This window comes from Litorivivens sp., from assembly GCF_041625495.1.
Lineage (GTDB): Bacteria > Pseudomonadota > Gammaproteobacteria > Pseudomonadales > Spongiibacteraceae > Litorivivens.
In genome coordinates, this window is sequence record NZ_JBFJTH010000071.1 from 1 (window position 1) to 18,507 (window position 18,507).

Sequence of the window (18,507 nt, forward strand, 5' to 3'; positions counted from 1 at the left end):
GCTTGATGCCAATAGAAATGGCGGATTCGCCCTTAAATGGCACGCGTCCGGTCAGTAGCTCGTACAAGATAATGCCCAGGCTGTAGAGGTCGGAGCGGCTGTCGAGCGGGGCTGCTTCGGCCTGTTCCGGGCTCATGTAGTGCGGTGATCCTATCACCGTGCCGGTCTTGGTCATCTGGGTTTGGGAATCGGTATTGCGGGCTATACCGAAGTCTGAAATAACCGGGCTGCCGTCCGCGCGAAACAAAATATTTTCGGGTTTGATGTCACGATGGATAAAGCCTTTGCTGTGTGCGTAGTCCAGCCCGGCTGCAATGCCTTTTACAATATCGATACTGTCGCCAATCTTCAGGCCTTTTTTCATCTTGGCCTTCAGGTCGCCGCCGGTCAGGCACTCCATCGCCATATAGCGGTAGCTCTGATGCTGACCCACGTCGTAAATGGAAATGACATTGGGATGGCTAAGCTCGGCACAGATGCGCGCTTCGCGTAGAAATCGCTCGCCGAAGCTGGGGTCTGCCTCTAGGTGTTTGGCCATAATTTTTAGTGCCACAGTACGGTCGTTGTCTAGCTGCGTGGCAAGATACACCACGGCCATGCCGCCTTTACCGAGAGGTTTTTTCAGTGCGTATCCGGGAATTTCTGGAAGATCCAAGGCATTGTCCCCAGCGAATTTGGTAATTGTTGGCACACTGTGATCAGTTTTTATTGCGTGCACGTAAATCAAACTATACCACTGGTATGCAAGGGGTAAAGGTTTGATTCAAAACCATTAAGCTCTTGTTAAGCTGCGCTGGCTAGACTGTGCAGTTAACGCTGGTTCCAAGAACCAGCATTCAACACAAACTAAGGAGGTTACCGTGAAATATTGGCTTAAAGGGTTTGTCGTGCTGTGTACCGCGTTGCTGGTGGCCTGCGCGTCAGAAACGCCGTACAAGCCAGCGGACGGGCGCGGAGATTATGGTTATTCAGAGACCCCACTGGGGGATAACCGCTACCGCATCACCTTCGAGGGCAATAGCTCAACGCCTGCCGAAACCGTGCAGGACTATGCTCTGTTGCGTGCGGCCGAGCTTACCCTGGCTCAGGGTTACGACTGGTTTGAAACCGTTGACCGCAACGAAGACAAACGGGTGCGCAGCACCACGACAGATTCAGGGTTTGGTGCGACCTACCATCAGTCCCAGACTTACTACCGCAACTGTGACCTGCTGGGTAACTGCGACACGGTAGTCACTGGCGGAACAGTTGTTTCTCCGGGCTCTGGCGTAACGACCACGACCAGTCGTTCGTCTTACAAGTACAGTCTGGAAGTGGTAATGCGAAATAACCCGATCCCTGACAGTGCAGGTGCGTATGACGCCCGCAAATTGGCCAACGCCCTGCGTCAGCGATTGATAGAACAGCGCTAACCCAAAATTTCAGGCCCCCACTCGCGGGGCCTTTTTCCTTCCTACTCCGCTGCGCTGATCAGCGATACAAGCTGCTGGTGAATGGAAAGCTGGGTATTAACCTGCTCTTCCGATAAGGGGTCGAGATCAAAAACCTTGTTGTGCAATGGCGCCAGTGTGATATAGCCCAGGATCATGCAATGAAACGTCATTACCGACGGGATATTGATCCAGCTTTTATCGGTTGATTCTGCTAATCGGGAAATATACTCAAAGAAAGGCTTGTACCACTTTTCTGCCAGCATCGAGAGTGTTTCGTCATTGGCAAGGGTCGCATGTTGGATCAGTTTGGCCATGTTGGGTTGCTCGGCGTGGTTCTTCAGGAGCGTTTTTACCTGCCGGAACATGTCTTCCGGCGTGTCGCCGTGGCTCATTGCTTCGATAACGTCGTGCAACGGATCAAATAGGCGGGCCAGTACGCACTCGTAAATATGCAGTTTGTTGCGGTAGTGCTTGTAAACGCCGGGGCCGCGAATGCCAACCCGGTCGGCAATGTCGGTTATGGACGTGGCGGCAAAGCCATGGCGTGCGAAAAGCTCTTCAGCTGTGTCCAGAATCCGGATGCGAGTGTCCGTTGTGCGTCCCATAGAATTTCCCAAATAACTTTTATTACGGCGAGCGTGCAGCGGGCCTTACACTGTAGTCGCTACCTTACACCGCCTGCAACTGCATATCGGGTACCAGTATACAAGCCGATAGCGCCAGCGATTTTTGTTAATTATACCCATATATCGCGAGGCTGGGGCATCGACTACATCACCAAAACGACCATACCTCCCAAGGTTGGGCCTTGGGCTCAGCGTAGCGGCGAACGGAAATCGAGAGCTTTAACCATCGCTATGTGCTGCTATACCCGTGCGCCCCCCGCGCTGTTCTTCTCGCAACTGGAGGGGCTCGGCCCCCGCTCCCTTGGGAGAGGGTGAGGGCAACTGAGGATATAGACCTAAGCCTATCCTCGAGAATTTACGAAGCGCCTCACTTTTTGGCGATGATATACACCGCATGGATAATGCCTGGCAGGTAGCCGAGCAGGGTCAGCAGGATGTTGAGCCAGAAATGTTTGCCGAGGCCAACTTGCAGAAAGACCCCTAGCGGCGGCAGTAAAACGGCGAATAGTATGCGTATTAAATCCATGTGTTGGTTCCTGCGTGTATCAGCGGTGGTGCTCAGGCATAACCGGCACGAAGCTTGGAAGTTACCTGGCGGTGTAGAGTTTACTTAGGGCAAGAGCCTACCACCACTGCGTGGCGTGCGCAGCAGGCTAGAGGGCTGCTGGCACGGTCACCTCAAATGAAGGAACAGAGTTCCGGATGACATTATGGGGTGTGCGTCTGCACATTCTGCAGATAAGGCCCGAAACCGTAATCCCCGAGCCAAAAACGGACCAGATTGTGCACGCCGCGGCTTGTGGATGTTGCGCCGGACAACCCGTCTACCTCGTAGGCGAACGCCGGGCTATCCGCTGCAACCACCCCTCTGGCCACGCCGATGCGAAGCGCTCCTTCGGCATCGCGAATCTTCTTGCCGCGCCACTGTTCCAGCCATTGTGTGTCGGTGATGCGAGCGCCCAGTCCGGGCGTTTCGCTGTGTTCGAAAAAATTCATTCCGATAACGGTATTGCCATCGGCTTTTAGACCGATATAGCCGTAAATTGTCGACGCGTAACCTTTACCGTGGATTGGCAGGATTACAAACCTAACATTACCATTTTGCCGCAAAATATAGACAACCGCATGCTTGGCTCGACGCTTTATCCTGGCTGCATCATGTTCGGGTGGTATTGCAATGCTCGTGCGCAGGTCTCTGGCCGCGACGCGCTGATCAAAGGTGCTGGGGTTAATTGTGCGAATGTATCGTCCGCTTTTGAGTTCGACGACTTGCGCTTCCACATCGCGCGCCTGAAGGCTGGTAAATAATTCCTGTACGCCGGGCGATCTCTCAAGAATGTCCATGAGGTTTTGCTGTTGTTCCCGTTCAATATTGGCAGTTTGCAAGGGTTTTAGCAGAATGGCTGAAGCGGAAACGAGGATTCCGCCAGCGAGACTGACGGCCAGGGCCACGCCAAAAATCTTTGGAGTACTATTCTTGGGTAGGTCGCGAAATGCGGTTAGCCAACGTCTGGGTTCGGTGGTCTTACCCGGGCTCTCTGGGTTCTGAGTCATTGGCTAGCTGCTTCCATTCATGGGCTGTCTGGTTTGAATTGGGTGTTAGTGAATGCGGCGTGCCTCGTTGCGCGCCCAAGGCATGTCCTGAGACGTGTGGCAGCTCAGGCAGACGTAATCTACCGTCAAGTGTGCTTTGCGGTTGTCGTCAAGGCGCACAAACTTGCCGTCATCGGTGAACATTTTCCAGTTGGGGTCCGTGCTAATGCTAAAAATGTGGGTTCGAAGGTCGCCGACGGGCACTGTCCCGCCTCGGTATACCGCCGGTGTCGACAGTGCCGACTTTACGGCACGCGGCATGTGGCAGGTTTGGCACGCCATACCGGTTTTGGTCTTGAGTTTTATCTGCGTGTTTCTATGGCAGGTTCGACAGGTTGTGTCTTCGCCTTTATAGCCGCCAGTCTGATATCGCGTGCTTTGATGAGGCTTATGGCAACTTCCGCAGACTAGTGAGCTATGCGGAGAGGCCAATAAAGTTTCAAACTGTTCGTGGTGCTTTATCAGGCCGCCGCTGGCGTCAATCGTAGTGGTCTCTCCACGCGCGTGGCAGCTGCGGCAGGTTTCTTTCGTTACAGGTTTGACCTTGGTCGGTGCGGCAACGTGTGCTGCGCTCGGCCCGTGGCAAGCTTCGCAGGTAACGCCGGGCTCCACCCAAGTGCCGTGAATGCCGGGTAATCCATCCTGATGGGGGCCGGTTTCCCCGGAGGGAGTCCAGCCGGTCGTATGGCACGCGCCGCAGGTGTACGGTTTGCGGGGGGAATTTCCGACGTCGTAAGCAACCCAGTGCGCATCTTTAGCGTGCGGGGACGAGCTCAGGTTATATTGCGTTTGATCGCCGGTCAGGATGTACCCCTGCTGATCCATAAAGCGAGCTTTCCAGCTGAATCCGCCGATGACATAGGAAATATCTTTCCAGCTGTGGCCTGGTGGTGGATGTGGCACTCCTGCAGAGGTCTTGGATGGGTAAACCGGCGGCGCACCGCGCACGCGCTGTAATTTATGGGGGTGTCCGGTCTGCAGATACTGATTGTAAATTTCCAGGTGACAGCTCTTGCAGCTTTTAGAGCCGGCAAACTCTAGCCCCGATGCGGATGTCGACGTGATTGCCGAGAGCAGGGCGGCCAATAAGTAGCGGTGAAGGTGCCTGCGGGGATGCCAATTCATACTCGCGCTCTCTCAGGTGTGCTGACTTCCCAGCTAGCGACGTTCAGGGTGATTGCCTGTCCTTAATTAAAGCACGTATTGGCCTATTCTGCCGGGCGGGGTCAGGCTGCGACGCCCCCGGCGAGCGTTGTGACACCTAAAGTAGATTGTGAGATATAGATTCGGGTTGGTCGGCTTTCGGTTCATCCGCATTTGGGGCGTAGCCGGCCGGCCCCGGCCATCCTGCTGCTATGCTGAGCCTGAGTTAGCGCGCCAGAGTGGGGGAAAGCGCCTGTTTTCGCTGCCGGCCATCTCCAAAGCAAGCAGAGTAAGCAGTCAAGCGATTACTGATTTGAATAGTTTGCTCATCTTTGTCTTGCGCCCCTTGTTGTATTTATCAAATAGTATGCGAAGTGGCTGTGGGTTGTGTGTGGGGCGTGTCGTCAGGTCGAAAACATCGCCGAGCTATCGGCCGTCACATCTGCGGCTGCCAGAGACCCGTCTATAGGCAGTCTTAGGCGTGCGCCTAGCCTCTTTCCCTATTCTCACTGCTAGCCCTTTGTGCGCGCATGAGCCCTACCGCATGCGAGCAGGCACAGAGCAATCCTGTTAAAATCCACGTACCTGAACCACGTTGTACTGAAAAGAGTTGAAAATTGAAAACGACCGCCAGAATACTTTTTGCCTGCCTGATGTTTTGTTTTAGCACGTTTGTTCAAGCGAACGTGGTCTCACCGTTTAAAGACGAATATGGTGAAACAAATTGGCAATACATAGCCAACTTTTCCAGTGGTGTTTTAATTCTAACGTTGTTGATGGTGACGACATTCCTGTTCTTTGCACACCGTAAGGCGGCCAGGTCTAACCGGGAACTCACTGAGATCAAGGCGACGTTGGAAGAACGCGTTGCACAGCGTACTTTGAGTCTGGAGACGACAACAAACCAGCTTGCTCATAGCGAGGCCTATGTTAAGAGCATTGTCGATTCAATGCCCATTATGCTTATTGGTTTGAATAGCCAAATGGAGGTTACGCAATGGAATCACGTTGCTGAAAAGACAACGGGCCGCACGTTCGAGGCAGTAAAGGGGCTCAATCTTTGGGAGGCCTACCCAAGGATCACTCTCACGAAAGCGCAAGTTGCAAAGGTTCTCGAAACCAAGACGACCACCACGATCAAGCATAGTCAGCGCGGGCAATACTATTTTGATATTACGATTTACGCGTTGGCCAACGGCACTGATACGGGCATTGTTATTCTGGTTGATGATATTACCAAACAGATGAAAGCGGAAAACCAATTGGTAGAACGCAATAAAATGTCGGCGATGGGTGAGCTCGCTTCAGCGATGGCGCATGACATTAATATTCCGTTGCAAAGCATCAGTAGCGCTGTGAATACTATCCATGAAAAATTGATTGTTCTGGATCAGGAGCAAGGTCAACCGTTAGTTGCTGTCGCTAAGAAGGCTCAAGAAAGCGGCGAACAGGCAACTGCCATCGTTCAGAACCTTTTGAACTTTGCGGCCAGCCACAGAGGCAGTAAGACACCGTCAAATATTGCGGAACTGTTGGACTACAGCCTGACACTGGCCGGTACACTCTATTCGCCATCCAGCGGGTTGCGATTCGCTGATATCGCGATCCGTCGCAATTACGGTGCTGATGTGCCTTTAATTCCCTGCTACGCAAGCGAAATGCAGCAAGTGTTTTTGCGATTGCTACGGCATGCCTATCACGCAATCAGTCAGAAAGCGGAGCAGAAGCCGGGTTTTACACCCGCCATCAATGTTGAAGTTGGAAAATTTTATGAAGCTGTGTGGGTAAAAATACAACATAACGGGGTGGGGTTGACGCCAGAAGAACAGCAAGATGTGTTTGAACCGTTCTTTTCAAACACTTCTGATCGGCCTGCATGCCCGGTAGAGCATCGTCTCTCCTATTCGCACTTTATTGTAACTGAGCATCACAAAGGTCACATTGCCGTAACATCGGGCGTTGATGTTGGTACAACCTTTCACATGCAGTTGCCTCTGCAGTAGCACATCGTTCAAAAGTGAAGCGGCGTGAGGTATGGCGCCGCTTCTTAAACCTCCACCGCAGTTTCTTCCCCGTTACGGCGTCGCAATAAAACAGTTTCCAGAAAGCTAACGACTACGATTAGCAGTGCGCTTGCGGCAAACAATGGCGCCAACACAGCCAGTACTATGCCCGCAGTGTAAAACAGCGGGCCAGGCTGGGGTTCCTGCCGTAATCGAGGCAGTGACAGACTGCCGGGCTCTTTCCGCAACCACCACATCCACACTCCAGATAACGCCAGAGCAGCTAAACCGAGCGCGGTCAGTAGCGCTAACAATTGCCCGGGCCATGCCAAAATTAAACCAGTATGCAGAGGGAAAAATAGCAATAGGGCTTTAGCGCCCGGTTTGAATTCTTCCCACAGCAGGCTTGCCAGACGCTCACCAGTGTGGGGGTTGTAGTAGATCATGCGAGTGTTCCACGGTAGCGCTTCGCGGATATTAATTACCAGCGGTGAGTTTTCAGCATGTGGAAAATTGATAAACCAGTCTGCGGCTGGAGCATCACTCAGAAAATCCGCCACTAGTCTGTCGACACCAATGGTCTCGGGTTGTGGGGGCACTTTGGGCGGGTTGAGGAAAGCCTCAGGAATTTGCCCCGCTAACGCCATTTCTGCCATCAGGGCTTTGCCGGCAACAGGGGAAAACAGTAGACCGGTATACACCACAACCAGTGCCAGTGGTAGAAGGTAGAACCCCCCCACCGCATGTAAATCGCGCCAAAGACGCCGTCCTTTGCTGGCCAAACGCGGTTGCCAGCCGCCTGCGCGTTTTGTGCGACGTGGCCACCATAGTAGCAAGCCCAGCAGTAAACTAACCAATACCCAGCTTGCTGTGAGCTCAAGTAGCCAGCGACCGATCTCCCCGCTGAGCAGCGTTGTATGCAATTCGAATACTGTCGGGAAGAAGCCTTCGTTTTCCATTCGGCTACCTAGTATTTCCAGTGTGTAAGGGTTTAGCCAAACGATGCGGTCCTGATTGTCTCCCGGCTCTTTGATATATGCCACGGTGCTGCGGCTGGCATCGCGGTATTGGCCGTAGTGCTGTAGTTGAGCGTTAGGGAAAGCGTCTTGCACCACCGCCAGTTGCGCAGACACGGGCTCGGCGCGACAAGTCTCACAGGCAGGAATTGTTTGCCATTCACTTTCTACGATCGGCTGCAGTTGTGGCTCAAAAGCGTACAAGGCGCCGGTAATGCTCAACACCAGCAACAGCGGAGCGGCAACTAAACCAATTACAAAATGCCACCGCCACACTAGCGGGTATAACGGGTTTTCGGACTTCGCCGACATATAAAAGATCCTTGATTTTTAATCCTGCGGGCTGAGGCAGCTTTCAACCAAAAAAGAGCCCGAGGGATAAATTTATTGCGCTTAGTATATGATAACAATTATCATTTGCACCACAAATCCTATTCGGGTTGCGAGAGCTCGCAATTTACCGCGCCCACCGCACATCAGGAATGGACTCTATATGCCAATTAAACCCTTACTTAGTGCCGGCATTGCGCTGATCGCGACCTTGCCTGTGCTCGCCGCCGACAATAGCAACCCACAACGGCTCGAGGAGGTTCTCGTTACCGGCGACCCCATGCAACGCAGTAGTTTGGACACGGTTTCCAGCATTAGTATCGTTCCCGAAGAGCAATTGCGGGCGCTGAATATACGCGATCTCTATGACCTTTTGTTGCGTAGCCCCAATCTGAGTGCCGCCCGAGAAGACAAGTTTTCGGTGCGCGGGATTTCCAACGAAGGAATTGGGCCAGGCGGCACCGGCCGTCCTACCGTCAGTGTATTTATCGACGGCGCCCGCCAACCAGGTCGAGGGGTGACCAATAGTTGGGATGTGCAACAAATGGAGTTTTATCGCGGGCCGCAATCAACTGCGTTTGGCCCCGGCTCACTCGCGGGCGCGGTGGTGGTGCAGACCCGAGAGCCATCCCAGGAGGAATACAGCGGCAAGCTAAAGCTCGGGGTCGCCAATGAGCGCGGCCGTGAAGCGGGCATTGCAATTGGAGGGCCGCTCGCTGGAGGATTCGCCTTTCGCTACGCTGGCGAAACCAATCAGAGCGACGGTGAGGTGACCAACACCACCCTCAATGACGATGAATGGCAGGCCCGCAAGCGCTATATGCAGCGTTTTAAGCTTCATTGGGAGGGCGATAGCTGGTATAGCGCTAGCCTAAGCTTGCAGGACACTAAACTCCGCGAAGGCAACGAGTACCTGCCGCCGGAGCGCGCTGAAAGCGGTGAATCAACGGACAATGTAGATGGTTTCTATCATGACAATAGCCAGCTCGTGGTGTTTAAACAGCGCGCCGACCTCACCGCAGGCAGCTCACTGAGTCTGATCGCCAGTCATGCTGAAAATTACAATCAACGTAAAGGCGACTACGATATATCCGCTGAAGACAATGGCTACTTTATTAATACCGTGGACACTGAAAACAGTGCGTTGGAGCTGCGCTTGCACTACAAAACCGCGCTGCTAAAAACGGTATCCGGGCTGTATTACAGTGAAGACAAACTGCGCGGTACGTCCAGCTCCGTCGATCTACCCTACACCATAAGCGGCCTGCGCCTGCGCGCTGCTGCAGACCTTGCTGCCGATCGTAATGCAACGACCAAGGCGGTCTACAGCGAAGCTGATATTCATCTCGGTAGCCGCTGGACCCTGACTTTAGGCGCGCGTTACGAAGAAAACCAGGCTGATAACCACAGCGCTTTGACCGTCACCGGTGCACAGCTGATGGATCCGGTTGCTGGCAGTACGGTGCCGGCAGACTTCAGCGCTGTACTCAAGCCGATATTAGATAGCGATAGTACTGCGCCCAGCGGCGATGCTGTCTTCCTGCCCAAGGTTGCCATCAGTCTGGATATTACCGATCAACTCAGCGGATATTTTACCCGCAGCCAAGGTTACCGTGCCGGCTCGGTAGATTTTGTCAGCGAGGGCGAGTCCCCAAGTTATGGCCCTGAATACACCAACAACTATGACTTGGGGTTGAAATTCCAGCAGGGTAGCTGGTTTGTGCAGGCGTCGATATTTCGCATCGACTATGAAGACATGCAGATCGGAGTGCGGGTCGATGCGTCTAACTTTCGTACCGACAATGCCGGCGAGGCGCGTTCACAGGGTGCTGAACTTGAATTTCGCGGTGAGCTTGGCGCAGGCTTCAGTGTGTTTGGTGGTATCGGCTATGTCGATACAGCTTTCATAGAATATGAAGATGACGGCGTCGATTATGCAGGCAACCATTTTCCCAATGCGCCACGCAATACCGCTAACCTGGTTGTGCGTTATGAAAATAGCCGGGGGTTGTACGCTGATCTGAGTTGGTCGCACAGCGATGGCAGCTTTACTGATCGGGAGAATAGCGATCGGCTGCGGGCCGATAGCCGCGATTTATTCGGTGCCCGCCTGGGTTACCAGGGCGAGCAAATGGGTGTGGAATTGTATGGCCAGAACATCACCGATAAATTTTACATCACCGATCGATTCAACAGCCCGTCATTGGGTATTGACGCGGCTTACGTGGGAGACCCGCGTGAAGTCGGTGCGCGGCTCAGCTATCGGTTTTGATATGCACTTATTGTGTAAGTAATGAACGGATTAAAAGTATCCTTTGCGAGTAGGGGAGGCTTGTCTGGAAAGTCTCCGTCTCTACATCGCTGCAAAGTCCCGCTCGCCTTGAATGGGGTGGCGATATAACCAATCAGGCAAGCCGGTCTACCAGTTCTAGCAAGAGCTCGGTAGACCGTTTCATCGAGCCAATATCACCACCGTACTGCAGCAGTGCAACGCCCATAGAGCCACCAATAAAAGTCAGCAATAAATCGTCGGCGCTATAGCCTTTGGGAGCTTCGCCGCGATCAACTGCTTGTTGAAAAATTGCCCGGAAGCCGTCGTGAAGTTGATGCTGGCCATCTACTAATAACGCAGCTACCTCGGGGTGTCTCTTCAATTCAATTGGTATGGTCGCCAAAATGGCCGTGGCATCGGGCTCATTTTCATGTAACTCAACGGCTGCCATGAGCACTAATCTGAGCTTCTCCTTGAAAGGCGCTTCCAGTGACAAGGTGTCGCTGTAGACGGCTAACAGGTCTTTGATAATCTCCTCAAAAACGGCGGCATACAAAATGGGTTTGGATGGAAAGTAGGGATAAATCGCCGCAGGGGTAATACCAGCCTTGACGGCTATATTTTTAAACGTGGTGCCACCATAGCCCTGGGCAACCAAGCAGGTTCTGGCCGCCGCCAAAATGGTTGCTCGGGTTTCATTGCTATCGCGGCCCTGTGGGCGGCCTGGACGCTTCCGTCGAAGCGGCGGGGAGGGTGTGTTTGCCAAGTCTAATACCTGCCTTTGAATCGCTTTAGCTCCTGTGTAGGAGTCAACATGCTTGAAATACTAACAGCAATTCTACCTGTACATTAATTAATTTGTCCGTTAATTAATATAGGTCGTATACTCCTCGTCCATACCTGCAGCAGATTCGAGGCATCGAACTATGACAACAAGTGGATCTACCTGGCCCATCGTCGAAGAGCATGACACCAACAGTATTTGTGAAAAGAAAAGCGACACCCTCTATCGCATCAAAGACCAGGATGTCACCTTGCCGGTCAAGGTTCGCCGGGCGGCTAATGCCTTCGCGTCATTTCTGGTTAACGCCAAGGCGGCTAATGCCTGGATAAAAGAAAGCGGGCTGGAAGTTGTAGAGGTATTCCCCGGTAAAGCCATCATGCAAATAGTGGGCGTTGACTACCAGGAAAATGATTTAGGGGATTATAACGAGGCGGGCATCAGCTTTTACGTACGAGAGCCCGGCACGAAAAAGGGGCTGCCGATTATTGGCGGTCTGCGGGCAATAATGGGTGGCACCGCATCGAGTTATATTCATCTATTGCCTGTCGATCAGGAATTTACTATGCATGCGGGTCGCTACATCTGGGGCTACCCTAAATGGATTGCCGAAATCGACTTCATTCAAAGCAACGGGCGTTTTGAAACCCGCTTTAGCGATAAAGGCAAACATGTATTCACCTTCCGCACCAAAGGTGGCGGCAAGGCCAGTTTGAAAGATCAAAAGCAGCCCTCATTTGGTTACCGCTGCGGAAAACTCTATAAAACCATCGGTACCGCCAATGCCAGCGGGGTGAAATTCTCTTTGGGAGGGGAGGCCCCGGTTTTGGGTGACCACCCAATCGCGGATGAATTGCGCAAGCTCGGGTTGCCTAAAAAGCCACTTTTCAGCGGCTCAATTGAAAATATGGAAATGGACTTCGCAGCGCCAGTTATTTACGAATAAAACAGGAATATTTTCATGGCTAGTGTGCTCATTACCGGCGCCAGCGGTTTTATTGGCAATCACGTAACCCGGCGCTGTTTGGAAAAAGGCGACCGTGTGCGTGTCATGGTTATGCCCGGAGAGGATCGCAGTCCGTTTGCCGGGCTCGATGTTGAATTTGTGGAAGGCAACCTACTGGATGCTCCCTCTCTGACAAAAGCCGTTGCGGGAATTGAGCAGCTCTACCATATGGCAGCCTTATTCGCCGTGTGGACCAAGGATCCAGATCTGCACTACAAAATTAACGTTGATGGGACCCGTGCGCTCATGGAGGCCGCCCAGAGCGCCGGTGTTGAGAAAATAGTGTATACCAGCAGTGTGGCAGCGATCGGTGTGAATCCCGATCGCACGCCTGCTACAGAAAAAACTCCCTTTAATTGTTGGCCGTGGGCGAGTGAATATATTCTTTCGAAATTTATCAGTCACCAAATGGTCAAAGGCATGGTCTCCCAAGGGCTGCCCGTCACGATGGTGCTCCCGGCCCTGCCCTTTGGTCCTGGTGATCGAGCGCCGACCCCTACAGGTTCTCTTATGGTGGGCATTCTTAAAGGAAAAATGAAAAATTACTGGGACGCAGGGGTGTGCCCGGTGGATGTGCGTGACGTTGCAGCAGGTCACCTGTTGGCAATGGAAAAGGGCCGTATTGGCGAGTCGTATTTGCTGGGTAACAACGAAACAAATATGACTAATCAGGAGTTCTTGCAGTTGGTAGGCAGGCTTACAGGTGTGCCTAATGTTGCAGTAAGAAAGATTTCTCACGGCACGATGTTAACGGCATCCAAAGCAATAGAAGGCTGGTCTAAGCTGACCGGCCGACCTGCGTCGACGACCTATAAAAACACGCTGTTCGCACAGCAGTATTGCTACGTGGATGCCAGTAAAGCTATCAACGAACTGGGCTTGCCCCAAACCCCAATCGAGAATGCGATTCTGGATGCGGCGCAGTGGTTCAGGTCTAATGGCTATGTGTAGCCGAAGAAGCGAATAAAATGCAGCTGGCGGCGCCAAGGGAAAAGGCGCAGGCAGCGTGAACTCACAGTATGTCGGAATCAATATTCGAACATCGTGTTATGCAGAATCGACGGCTCACTGCCGCCTGGGTGCGGGCGCGGCTCGATCTTACTATTCCAGAGCTGATGTTCGGCGCCCTATGGGTGTCGCCCATCGTTGCTGATTGATACGTGTATCAACAAGCTCTCATAGCGTAGTGCTTGGTATCGGTATGTGTGTCTATCTGAACTCTCTACGATATTTTAAGCATAAAAAAAGCAAGCCATTACAACTTGCCTTCTTAAGACTAATCGAGCTATTAGATAGCTACGATATTCTCAGCCTGCGGGCCTTTTTGGCCTTGAGTAACATTGAACTCAACAAGCTGACCTTCAGCTAAGGTTTTAAAGCCCGAGCTAACAATTGCGCTAAAGTGTGCAAATACGTCTGGGCCAGACTTTTGTTCGATAAAACCAAAACCTTTAGATTCGTTGAACCATTTTACGGTGCCAGTAGTTGCATTAGACATGATAAAAATCCTGTATATAAAAAGTATAATAATGCCTTCGTGAGGCACGAATAAGCGGGAAATATAAATTGAAATTTAGAAACTACAGGACGAAGAACTACAAAGAACGCAACGAAATGGAGGTAATAAAAATAGACTTACATTCAAGCTGCTAAGCACAGTATAGACCTGGCAAGGCAAAGTCAAACGATTTCTCAGGGTTGTTGCTGTCCGGCTGCCGGTTTTTGTTAGGTTTATCTTGTTCGTATATTGATGACTTTGCCTTTTTGCAATGGGCTCCAACTATACGGCATAAGCCTGCCAATACAGGAAGAGTGATACCAAATAAACTGCACAAAAAACTCTCCCAAGCTGTAATACCACGTAGCGCACATTGGCTTTCCAGAACCTTGCTTTTCAAGAGCATATACTTCAGAAATGCCTGAATTAGCCAGTTCTCTTGGATCAATACGACTATTCGTAAATATAAGAAAAAGGCCTGGGTGAGGCTCATTATTGACAATAGACTGACGAAAGGGAGACAAATCGATAGAGATTTTTTCATCAGCTATTCGGCAGCCAGATAGCTTGAAAAAGTATAACTGTATTAAGACCTTCTAAATATATGAAATTCCTACGACCTAGAGTAAGCCCACTGGCTTTCGCTTTATTGATGGCAAAAAACTCTACAAGTTTCCCGTTCTTCGAAAGCTCTAATTTTCTCCATCTGAATAGAACCGGGATTCCATTCTCTGCCTCTCTCCCTTGCAAAATAGCTCATCGTCTTTTGTCACGACAAAACAGGTGCCTTCTGCGAAAAACTTGGAGCGCTTAACGCCCGCAACACCGGACAAATTGTAGCCAGAGGCGGAACGGAAAAGCCGTCGCTGTGTTTGGCCTTGTTAGCGCCTTGACGGAATTTGTATATTATGGAAATATACATGAATGCTCAACTTAAACAAAATAACTGGCTTTGACTGGGATGCTGGGAACTCCAGAAAAAGCGAAGAAAAACATGGCGTTAGTCAGGGCGAGGCCGAGCAGGTGTTCTTTAACGATCCGCTTCTGCTGTTGCTTGACGACAAACATAGCCGAAAGGAAATTAGATATCACGCCTACGGTAAAACCAATGATGGCAGAAAGCTGCACATTACCTTTACCCTCAGGGAAAACGACACGCTGATACGGGTAATTTCCGCCCGGGATATGCACCGGAAGGAGAAAATGATTTATGACAAAGCTTAAGAAAATACCGGACTTTAAATCAGAACAGGAAGAGCGCGAGTTTTGGGAAAACCATGATTCAAGCGAATACTTGGATTTGAGCAAAGCTGAGCGAGCGATCCTTCCAAACCTGAAGCCCTCAACGAAAACCATTTCTTTGCGGCTCCCTGAAGGCTTACTGGATAGCATCAAAGTTGAGGCCAATAAAAGGGACATGCCGTATCAATCTCTCATCAAGGCTTGGCTCGCCAAAGAGGTTCAAGAAAGCCGCAGGTGAAGAGTTGCGCTAACGCCCACAGCAAGGGCTGGAATGTAGCGGAGGCTTTTTGTGGTACAAACCACAAAAAGACATCGCGAAATGGAAGTCCCAGGCCGCGCAGCGGCCGACTTGCCTGTGCTTGTTATGGGATTTTTCTATCATGGTATTCCTTCCCAACCTCGTTCCCGATCACTGTACGGTATTTAATGCTGGATTCGCTCAATTCAATAATTTCATATACCTTATGCGAGGCGATCGCGTCCTCCGGTGACACGCCATTGCTAGTAGAGATCAGAAAAGTTCCAAAAGTCGTCCCATCACAAAACCATGACCTCGTTTCCTCTTGGGTGGAAACTTCGCCGTTTTCACTTCTGATTTGATAACGGGCTTTAAAGATTCCCATGGGCAAATATTCTTCTACGTAAGTCGTTTCATGGTTCCATTTTTGACTTTCCGAATATCCGACCCACCGGCCAACTAACAGAGAACAATCGAAACTAAGAACACTAGATTGCCTGTATATACCGCCACTGCAAGCCGTCATAAGCACCAGCGAAACTATCAGCAACAATCTCATGGCTAGGCTCTCCCCATAACAGCCCGTTAATGAGGTCTCCGACCTCATAATAATTATTAGCGGGTAGCCCCTCTTTTGATAACTACGGGTAAACCTGATTTTTTGTAAGTTGCTGGTTTTTTTGCTCGCGCCGAGATATTGCTCAGGCACGCCTCGCTTTAGGCGGGTCGACCCTGAAAGTACATAGGCGAACGGATGCGCTTTATCCACGCAAAATTTGATAAGGGAGTATAGATATTTCCGGGTCCGCATCTCCATTCCTTGAAACTATTCGCGACCACATGACGGTGCGGCGTTACAGTCGCCGTACGGTTGTTTTATTTTTTGTTACTTTATGGCATTTCATCAAAAAAGACACCCCAAAATAAATGCGGCTTGCGTAGTTTGAGGCTGCTTTTTTTAGGGCAGGATGATATTGCCGTTGGTTCACCCTGCTTGTTGGAGCAGGGTGCGGATAGTTGTGCTTTACAAGCGTTGCTTGGGTCGCCGAGATGAAATAGTTGCAGTAGTTTACAAACCTGTTTCATCTGTTGCGTTCGGGAGGTGGTTTTCGTGTTTTCCGGCTTATAGGTCGACGCTGACAGGACAGTGGTCTGAGCCGTAGATATCGTTCCAGATTTCGGCGGCCTTTACGCGGCTTTTAACCAATGCGTCGCTACCTAGAAAGTAGTCTATGCGCCAACCGATGTTCTTGCCGCGCGCGCCAGCGCGGTAGCTCCACCAGCTGTACTTCACCGTGTCGGGGTGAAGGTGCCGAAAGGTGTCGACAAAGCCAGAAGCAATAATGCTGTCCATGCCGTCAATTTCTTTTTGGGTAAAGCCGGCGCTTTTGTTGTAGTTGGGCTTGGGCCGTGCGATGTCGATCTCGGTATGAGCCACATTAAAGTCGCCACACATTAGCACCGGTTTTTTGGTTTGCAGCTGGTTCACAAAGGCCAGAAAGTCTCTGTCCCACGTCTCGCGGTAGGGTAGACGAACTAGCTCGTTACCGGAGTTTGGTGTGTAGACGGTAACCAGGTAGTAGTCTTCAAATTCGGCGGTAAGCACCCGGCCTTCATTGTCGTGTTCGTCTATGCCGATATCCGGGAATACGTTTAGTGGCTGTTGGCGAGTCAGAATGGCTACACCTGAATAGCCTTTACGTTCGGCAGAGTTGCTGTATACGTGATACCCCTCAACCCCTTCCAGCGCGGCAGCAACCTGGTCGTCCTGAGCCTTGGTTTCCTGCAGGCAGAGTATATCGGCGTTCAATGTAGCCAAAGATTCGGTGAAGTCTTTCTTCATGGCGGCTCTAATGCCGTTTACGTTCCAGGAGGCAATGCGCATTTGTTTGTGGTCCCTGTTTAAATCGGCGCCTTATATAGCATGACTGGTATTCAGGATTCAAAGTGGTGAAGGAGAATAGGGAGTCCAAAATACTCGCCAAATGATATTGATAATGATTATCAATTGCGATTAAATGCAGCCCACTCATTGTTTGCGATGGAGAGCTTCTATGAAAAAATCCTATTCTCTGGCCCTGGCCCTGGCATTAGGCGCTTTGGGCAGCGCGGGTGCCGCCTTCGCAGGTACGGCCAGCCAGCCAATAGAAACGGTTACTGTGTATGGCCAGGCCGCAGGCGGTTATCTGCCAGCAGGTGATGCGTCTGCTACCCGGCTGGGTTTGTCGGTGCTGGAAACACCGCAGTCCATCAGCAGTATTACCCAAGATCAAATGCGTGACTTTGCGCTGTCCAGTCTGAATGAAGCTCTCGCGGGTACGGCAGGGGTGCAGGTTCAGCGGGTTGAAACTGATCGCACCTATTACACAGCACGCGGGTTTGATATCACCAATTTCCAGATTGACGGGGTGGGGTTGCCGTTGAGCTATGGCAATCGCGCTGGCGACATCGATACCGCCATGTACCAGCGTATTGATGTGGTTCGCGGTCCTAACGGATTGATGGCCGGTGCGGGAAATCCGTCAGCCACCATTAATATGATTCGAAAACGCCCCCTGGCCCAAGAGGGTGGCAGCTTGGCGCTCACTAAGGGTAGTTGGAATTTACAGCGCGTTGAAGCTGACACCACTGCGCCTCTAAGTGATACCACGCGCCTGCGGGCAGTGGCCATGAAAGAGCGCAGAGAGTCTCACCTTGATCGTTATGCGTTAGGCAAAAAATTGGGGTATCTGGCGCTAGAGCAATCAGTGGGTGTCAACGCAACGCTGACATTGGGTGGCAGCTATCAATCGTCCGATGCCGACAGCCCGCTCTGGGGAGCCTTGCCGTTGTACTACAGCGACGGCAGTGCGACGAATTACGACACAGCCACCAGCACCTCGTCCGACTGGGCCTATTGGAATACTGATCGGCGCTCGGCATTCGTTGAATGGTCTCAGCAGTTTGCTAGCAGTTGGCAATTGATGCTCAGTCATAACACCCATGGGCGTGATGGCGACTCCGAGCTTTTTTACGTTTACGGTCAGCCCAACGCTCAAACCGAGCAGGGCCTAACCGGATACGCCAGCGCTTATAAGCTTCAGGAGCAACAGAGTGTCTCGGATATCTACGTTACCGGCTTGTATTCACTGGCGGGTCGCGAGCATGAGCTGGTTTTTGGTGCTAACTATGCGCGTAATACTCTGGAAGATGCATCGCTCTACGATTACACCACCGGCAATGGCTTTCCGCCCATTCCGAACCTGAAAACCTGGGATGGAAATGCGGCCTATCCAACGTTTGTTGATGGTGCGAATGATCCGGCCAACGGTAGCGATTGGACTGAC

At 51.6% G+C, this 18,507-nt stretch carries 19 protein-coding genes; 9 read left to right on the forward strand and 10 right to left on the reverse strand.

All coding sequences use genetic code 11. From position 1 onward, the window contains the following. The coding region (locus ABYP39_RS09910) for a serine/threonine protein kinase (RefSeq protein WP_372782329.1) at positions 1–655 on the reverse strand (655 nt) is incomplete at its 3' end. A gap of 205 nt (positions 656–860) precedes the next feature. Between ABYP39_RS09910 and ABYP39_RS09915 the strand changes: the two genes are divergently transcribed. Beyond that, entirely contained in the window at positions 861–1,412 is a 552-nt protein-coding gene (locus tag ABYP39_RS09915) for a hypothetical protein (protein ID WP_372749508.1), read from the forward strand. A 41-nt stretch (positions 1,413–1,453) separates the two neighbouring features. Here the strand turns inward: ABYP39_RS09915 and ABYP39_RS09920 are convergent, their stop codons facing one another. The 4 genes from ABYP39_RS09920 to ABYP39_RS09935 form a co-directional block, all read right to left on the reverse strand. After that, positions 1,454–2,038 carry a TetR/AcrR family transcriptional regulator gene (locus ABYP39_RS09920; RefSeq protein ID WP_372749509.1) on the reverse strand — a complete coding sequence of 195 codons (585 nt, stop codon included), beginning with the start codon at positions 2,036–2,038 and terminating at the stop codon, positions 1,454–1,456. A gap of 388 nt (positions 2,039–2,426) precedes the next feature. Beyond that, positions 2,427–2,585 (reverse strand): YqaE/Pmp3 family membrane protein, encoded by a 159-nt coding sequence (locus ABYP39_RS09925; RefSeq protein WP_372750608.1) that lies wholly within the window; start codon positions 2,583–2,585, stop codon positions 2,427–2,429. A gap of 182 nt (positions 2,586–2,767) precedes the next feature. Continuing rightward, positions 2,768–3,613 carry a Na(+)-translocating NADH-quinone reductase subunit C gene (locus ABYP39_RS09930; protein ID WP_372750609.1) on the reverse strand — a complete coding sequence of 282 codons (846 nt, stop codon included), beginning with the start codon at positions 3,611–3,613 and terminating at the stop codon, positions 2,768–2,770. Positions 3,614–3,658: 45 nt separating this feature from the next. Continuing rightward, a complete protein-coding gene (locus ABYP39_RS09935) occupies positions 3,659–4,777 on the reverse strand; it encodes a cytochrome c3 family protein (RefSeq protein WP_372782331.1) in 1,119 nt (372 codons plus the stop codon). A gap of 635 nt (positions 4,778–5,412) precedes the next feature. Between ABYP39_RS09935 and ABYP39_RS09940 the strand changes: the two genes are divergently transcribed. After that, on the forward strand, positions 5,413–6,798 hold the full coding sequence (locus tag ABYP39_RS09940) for a nitrogen regulation protein NR(II) (RefSeq protein ID WP_372760311.1): 1,386 nt from the start codon (positions 5,413–5,415) through the stop codon (positions 6,796–6,798). Positions 6,799–6,842: 44 nt separating this feature from the next. Here the strand turns inward: ABYP39_RS09940 and ABYP39_RS09945 are convergent, their stop codons facing one another. Continuing rightward, the gene (locus tag ABYP39_RS09945) at positions 6,843–8,126 is read right to left on the reverse strand and encodes a PepSY-associated TM helix domain-containing protein (RefSeq protein WP_372782333.1); all 1,284 of its coding nucleotides are present in this window, start codon (positions 8,124–8,126) and stop codon (positions 6,843–6,845) included. A 181-nt stretch (positions 8,127–8,307) separates the two neighbouring features. Between ABYP39_RS09945 and ABYP39_RS09950 the strand changes: the two genes are divergently transcribed. After that, positions 8,308–10,416 (forward strand): TonB-dependent receptor, encoded by a 2,109-nt coding sequence (locus ABYP39_RS09950; RefSeq protein ID WP_372782335.1) that lies wholly within the window; start codon positions 8,308–8,310, stop codon positions 10,414–10,416. Positions 10,417–10,549: 133 nt separating this feature from the next. On the opposite strand, the gene ABYP39_RS09955 is transcribed toward ABYP39_RS09950, so the two are convergent. Then, positions 10,550–11,182: a TetR/AcrR family transcriptional regulator gene (locus ABYP39_RS09955; RefSeq protein ID WP_372782336.1), complete on the reverse strand. Its 633-nt coding sequence runs from the start codon at positions 11,180–11,182 to the stop codon at positions 10,550–10,552. A gap of 160 nt (positions 11,183–11,342) precedes the next feature. Here ABYP39_RS09955 and ABYP39_RS09960 point away from each other — a divergent pair, with 160 nt between their 5' ends. The 3 genes from ABYP39_RS09960 (at position 11,343) to ABYP39_RS09970 (ending at position 13,360) form a co-directional block, all read left to right on the forward strand. After that, positions 11,343–12,143 carry an acetoacetate decarboxylase family protein gene (locus tag ABYP39_RS09960; RefSeq protein WP_372782338.1) on the forward strand — a complete coding sequence of 267 codons (801 nt, stop codon included), beginning with the start codon at positions 11,343–11,345 and terminating at the stop codon, positions 12,141–12,143. A 15-nt stretch (positions 12,144–12,158) separates the two neighbouring features. Continuing rightward, a complete protein-coding gene (locus ABYP39_RS09965) occupies positions 12,159–13,154 on the forward strand; it encodes an SDR family oxidoreductase (protein WP_372759840.1) in 996 nt (331 codons plus the stop codon). A gap of 68 nt (positions 13,155–13,222) precedes the next feature. After that, complete coding sequence (locus tag ABYP39_RS09970; RefSeq protein ID WP_372782340.1) at positions 13,223–13,360, forward strand: hypothetical protein; 138 nt, start codon at positions 13,223–13,225, stop codon at positions 13,358–13,360. A gap of 131 nt (positions 13,361–13,491) precedes the next feature. Here ABYP39_RS09970 and ABYP39_RS09975 read toward each other — a convergent pair whose 3' ends face one another. Continuing rightward, positions 13,492–13,701, reverse strand: a complete 210-nt coding sequence (locus ABYP39_RS09975) for a cold-shock protein (protein ID WP_372759838.1) — start codon at positions 13,699–13,701, stop codon at positions 13,492–13,494. A gap of 924 nt (positions 13,702–14,625) precedes the next feature. Between ABYP39_RS09975 and ABYP39_RS09980 the strand changes: the two genes are divergently transcribed. Together ABYP39_RS09980 and ABYP39_RS09985 are read left to right on the forward strand one after the other, a co-directional pair. Next, positions 14,626–14,925 carry a BrnT family toxin gene (locus ABYP39_RS09980; RefSeq protein WP_372782342.1) on the forward strand — a complete coding sequence of 100 codons (300 nt, stop codon included), beginning with the start codon at positions 14,626–14,628 and terminating at the stop codon, positions 14,923–14,925. Then, a complete protein-coding gene (locus ABYP39_RS09985; protein ID WP_372782344.1) occupies positions 14,912–15,181 on the forward strand; it encodes a BrnA antitoxin family protein in 270 nt (89 codons plus the stop codon). The genes ABYP39_RS09980 and ABYP39_RS09985 overlap by 14 nt, the downstream gene beginning before the upstream one ends. Positions 15,182–15,305: 124 nt before the next feature. Here ABYP39_RS09985 and ABYP39_RS09990 read toward each other — a convergent pair whose 3' ends face one another. Beyond that, positions 15,306–15,740: a hypothetical protein gene (locus ABYP39_RS09990; RefSeq protein WP_372782346.1), complete on the reverse strand. Its 435-nt coding sequence runs from the start codon at positions 15,738–15,740 to the stop codon at positions 15,306–15,308. A 564-nt stretch (positions 15,741–16,304) separates the two neighbouring features. Further along, on the reverse strand, positions 16,305–17,066 hold the full coding sequence (locus ABYP39_RS09995; protein WP_372759608.1) for an exodeoxyribonuclease III: 762 nt from the start codon (positions 17,064–17,066) through the stop codon (positions 16,305–16,307). Positions 17,067–17,235: 169 nt separating this feature from the next. Here ABYP39_RS09995 and ABYP39_RS10000 point away from each other — a divergent pair. Further along, a partial coding sequence (locus tag ABYP39_RS10000; protein ID WP_372782348.1) for a TonB-dependent siderophore receptor occupies positions 17,236–18,507 on the forward strand: 1,272 nt, incomplete at its 3' end.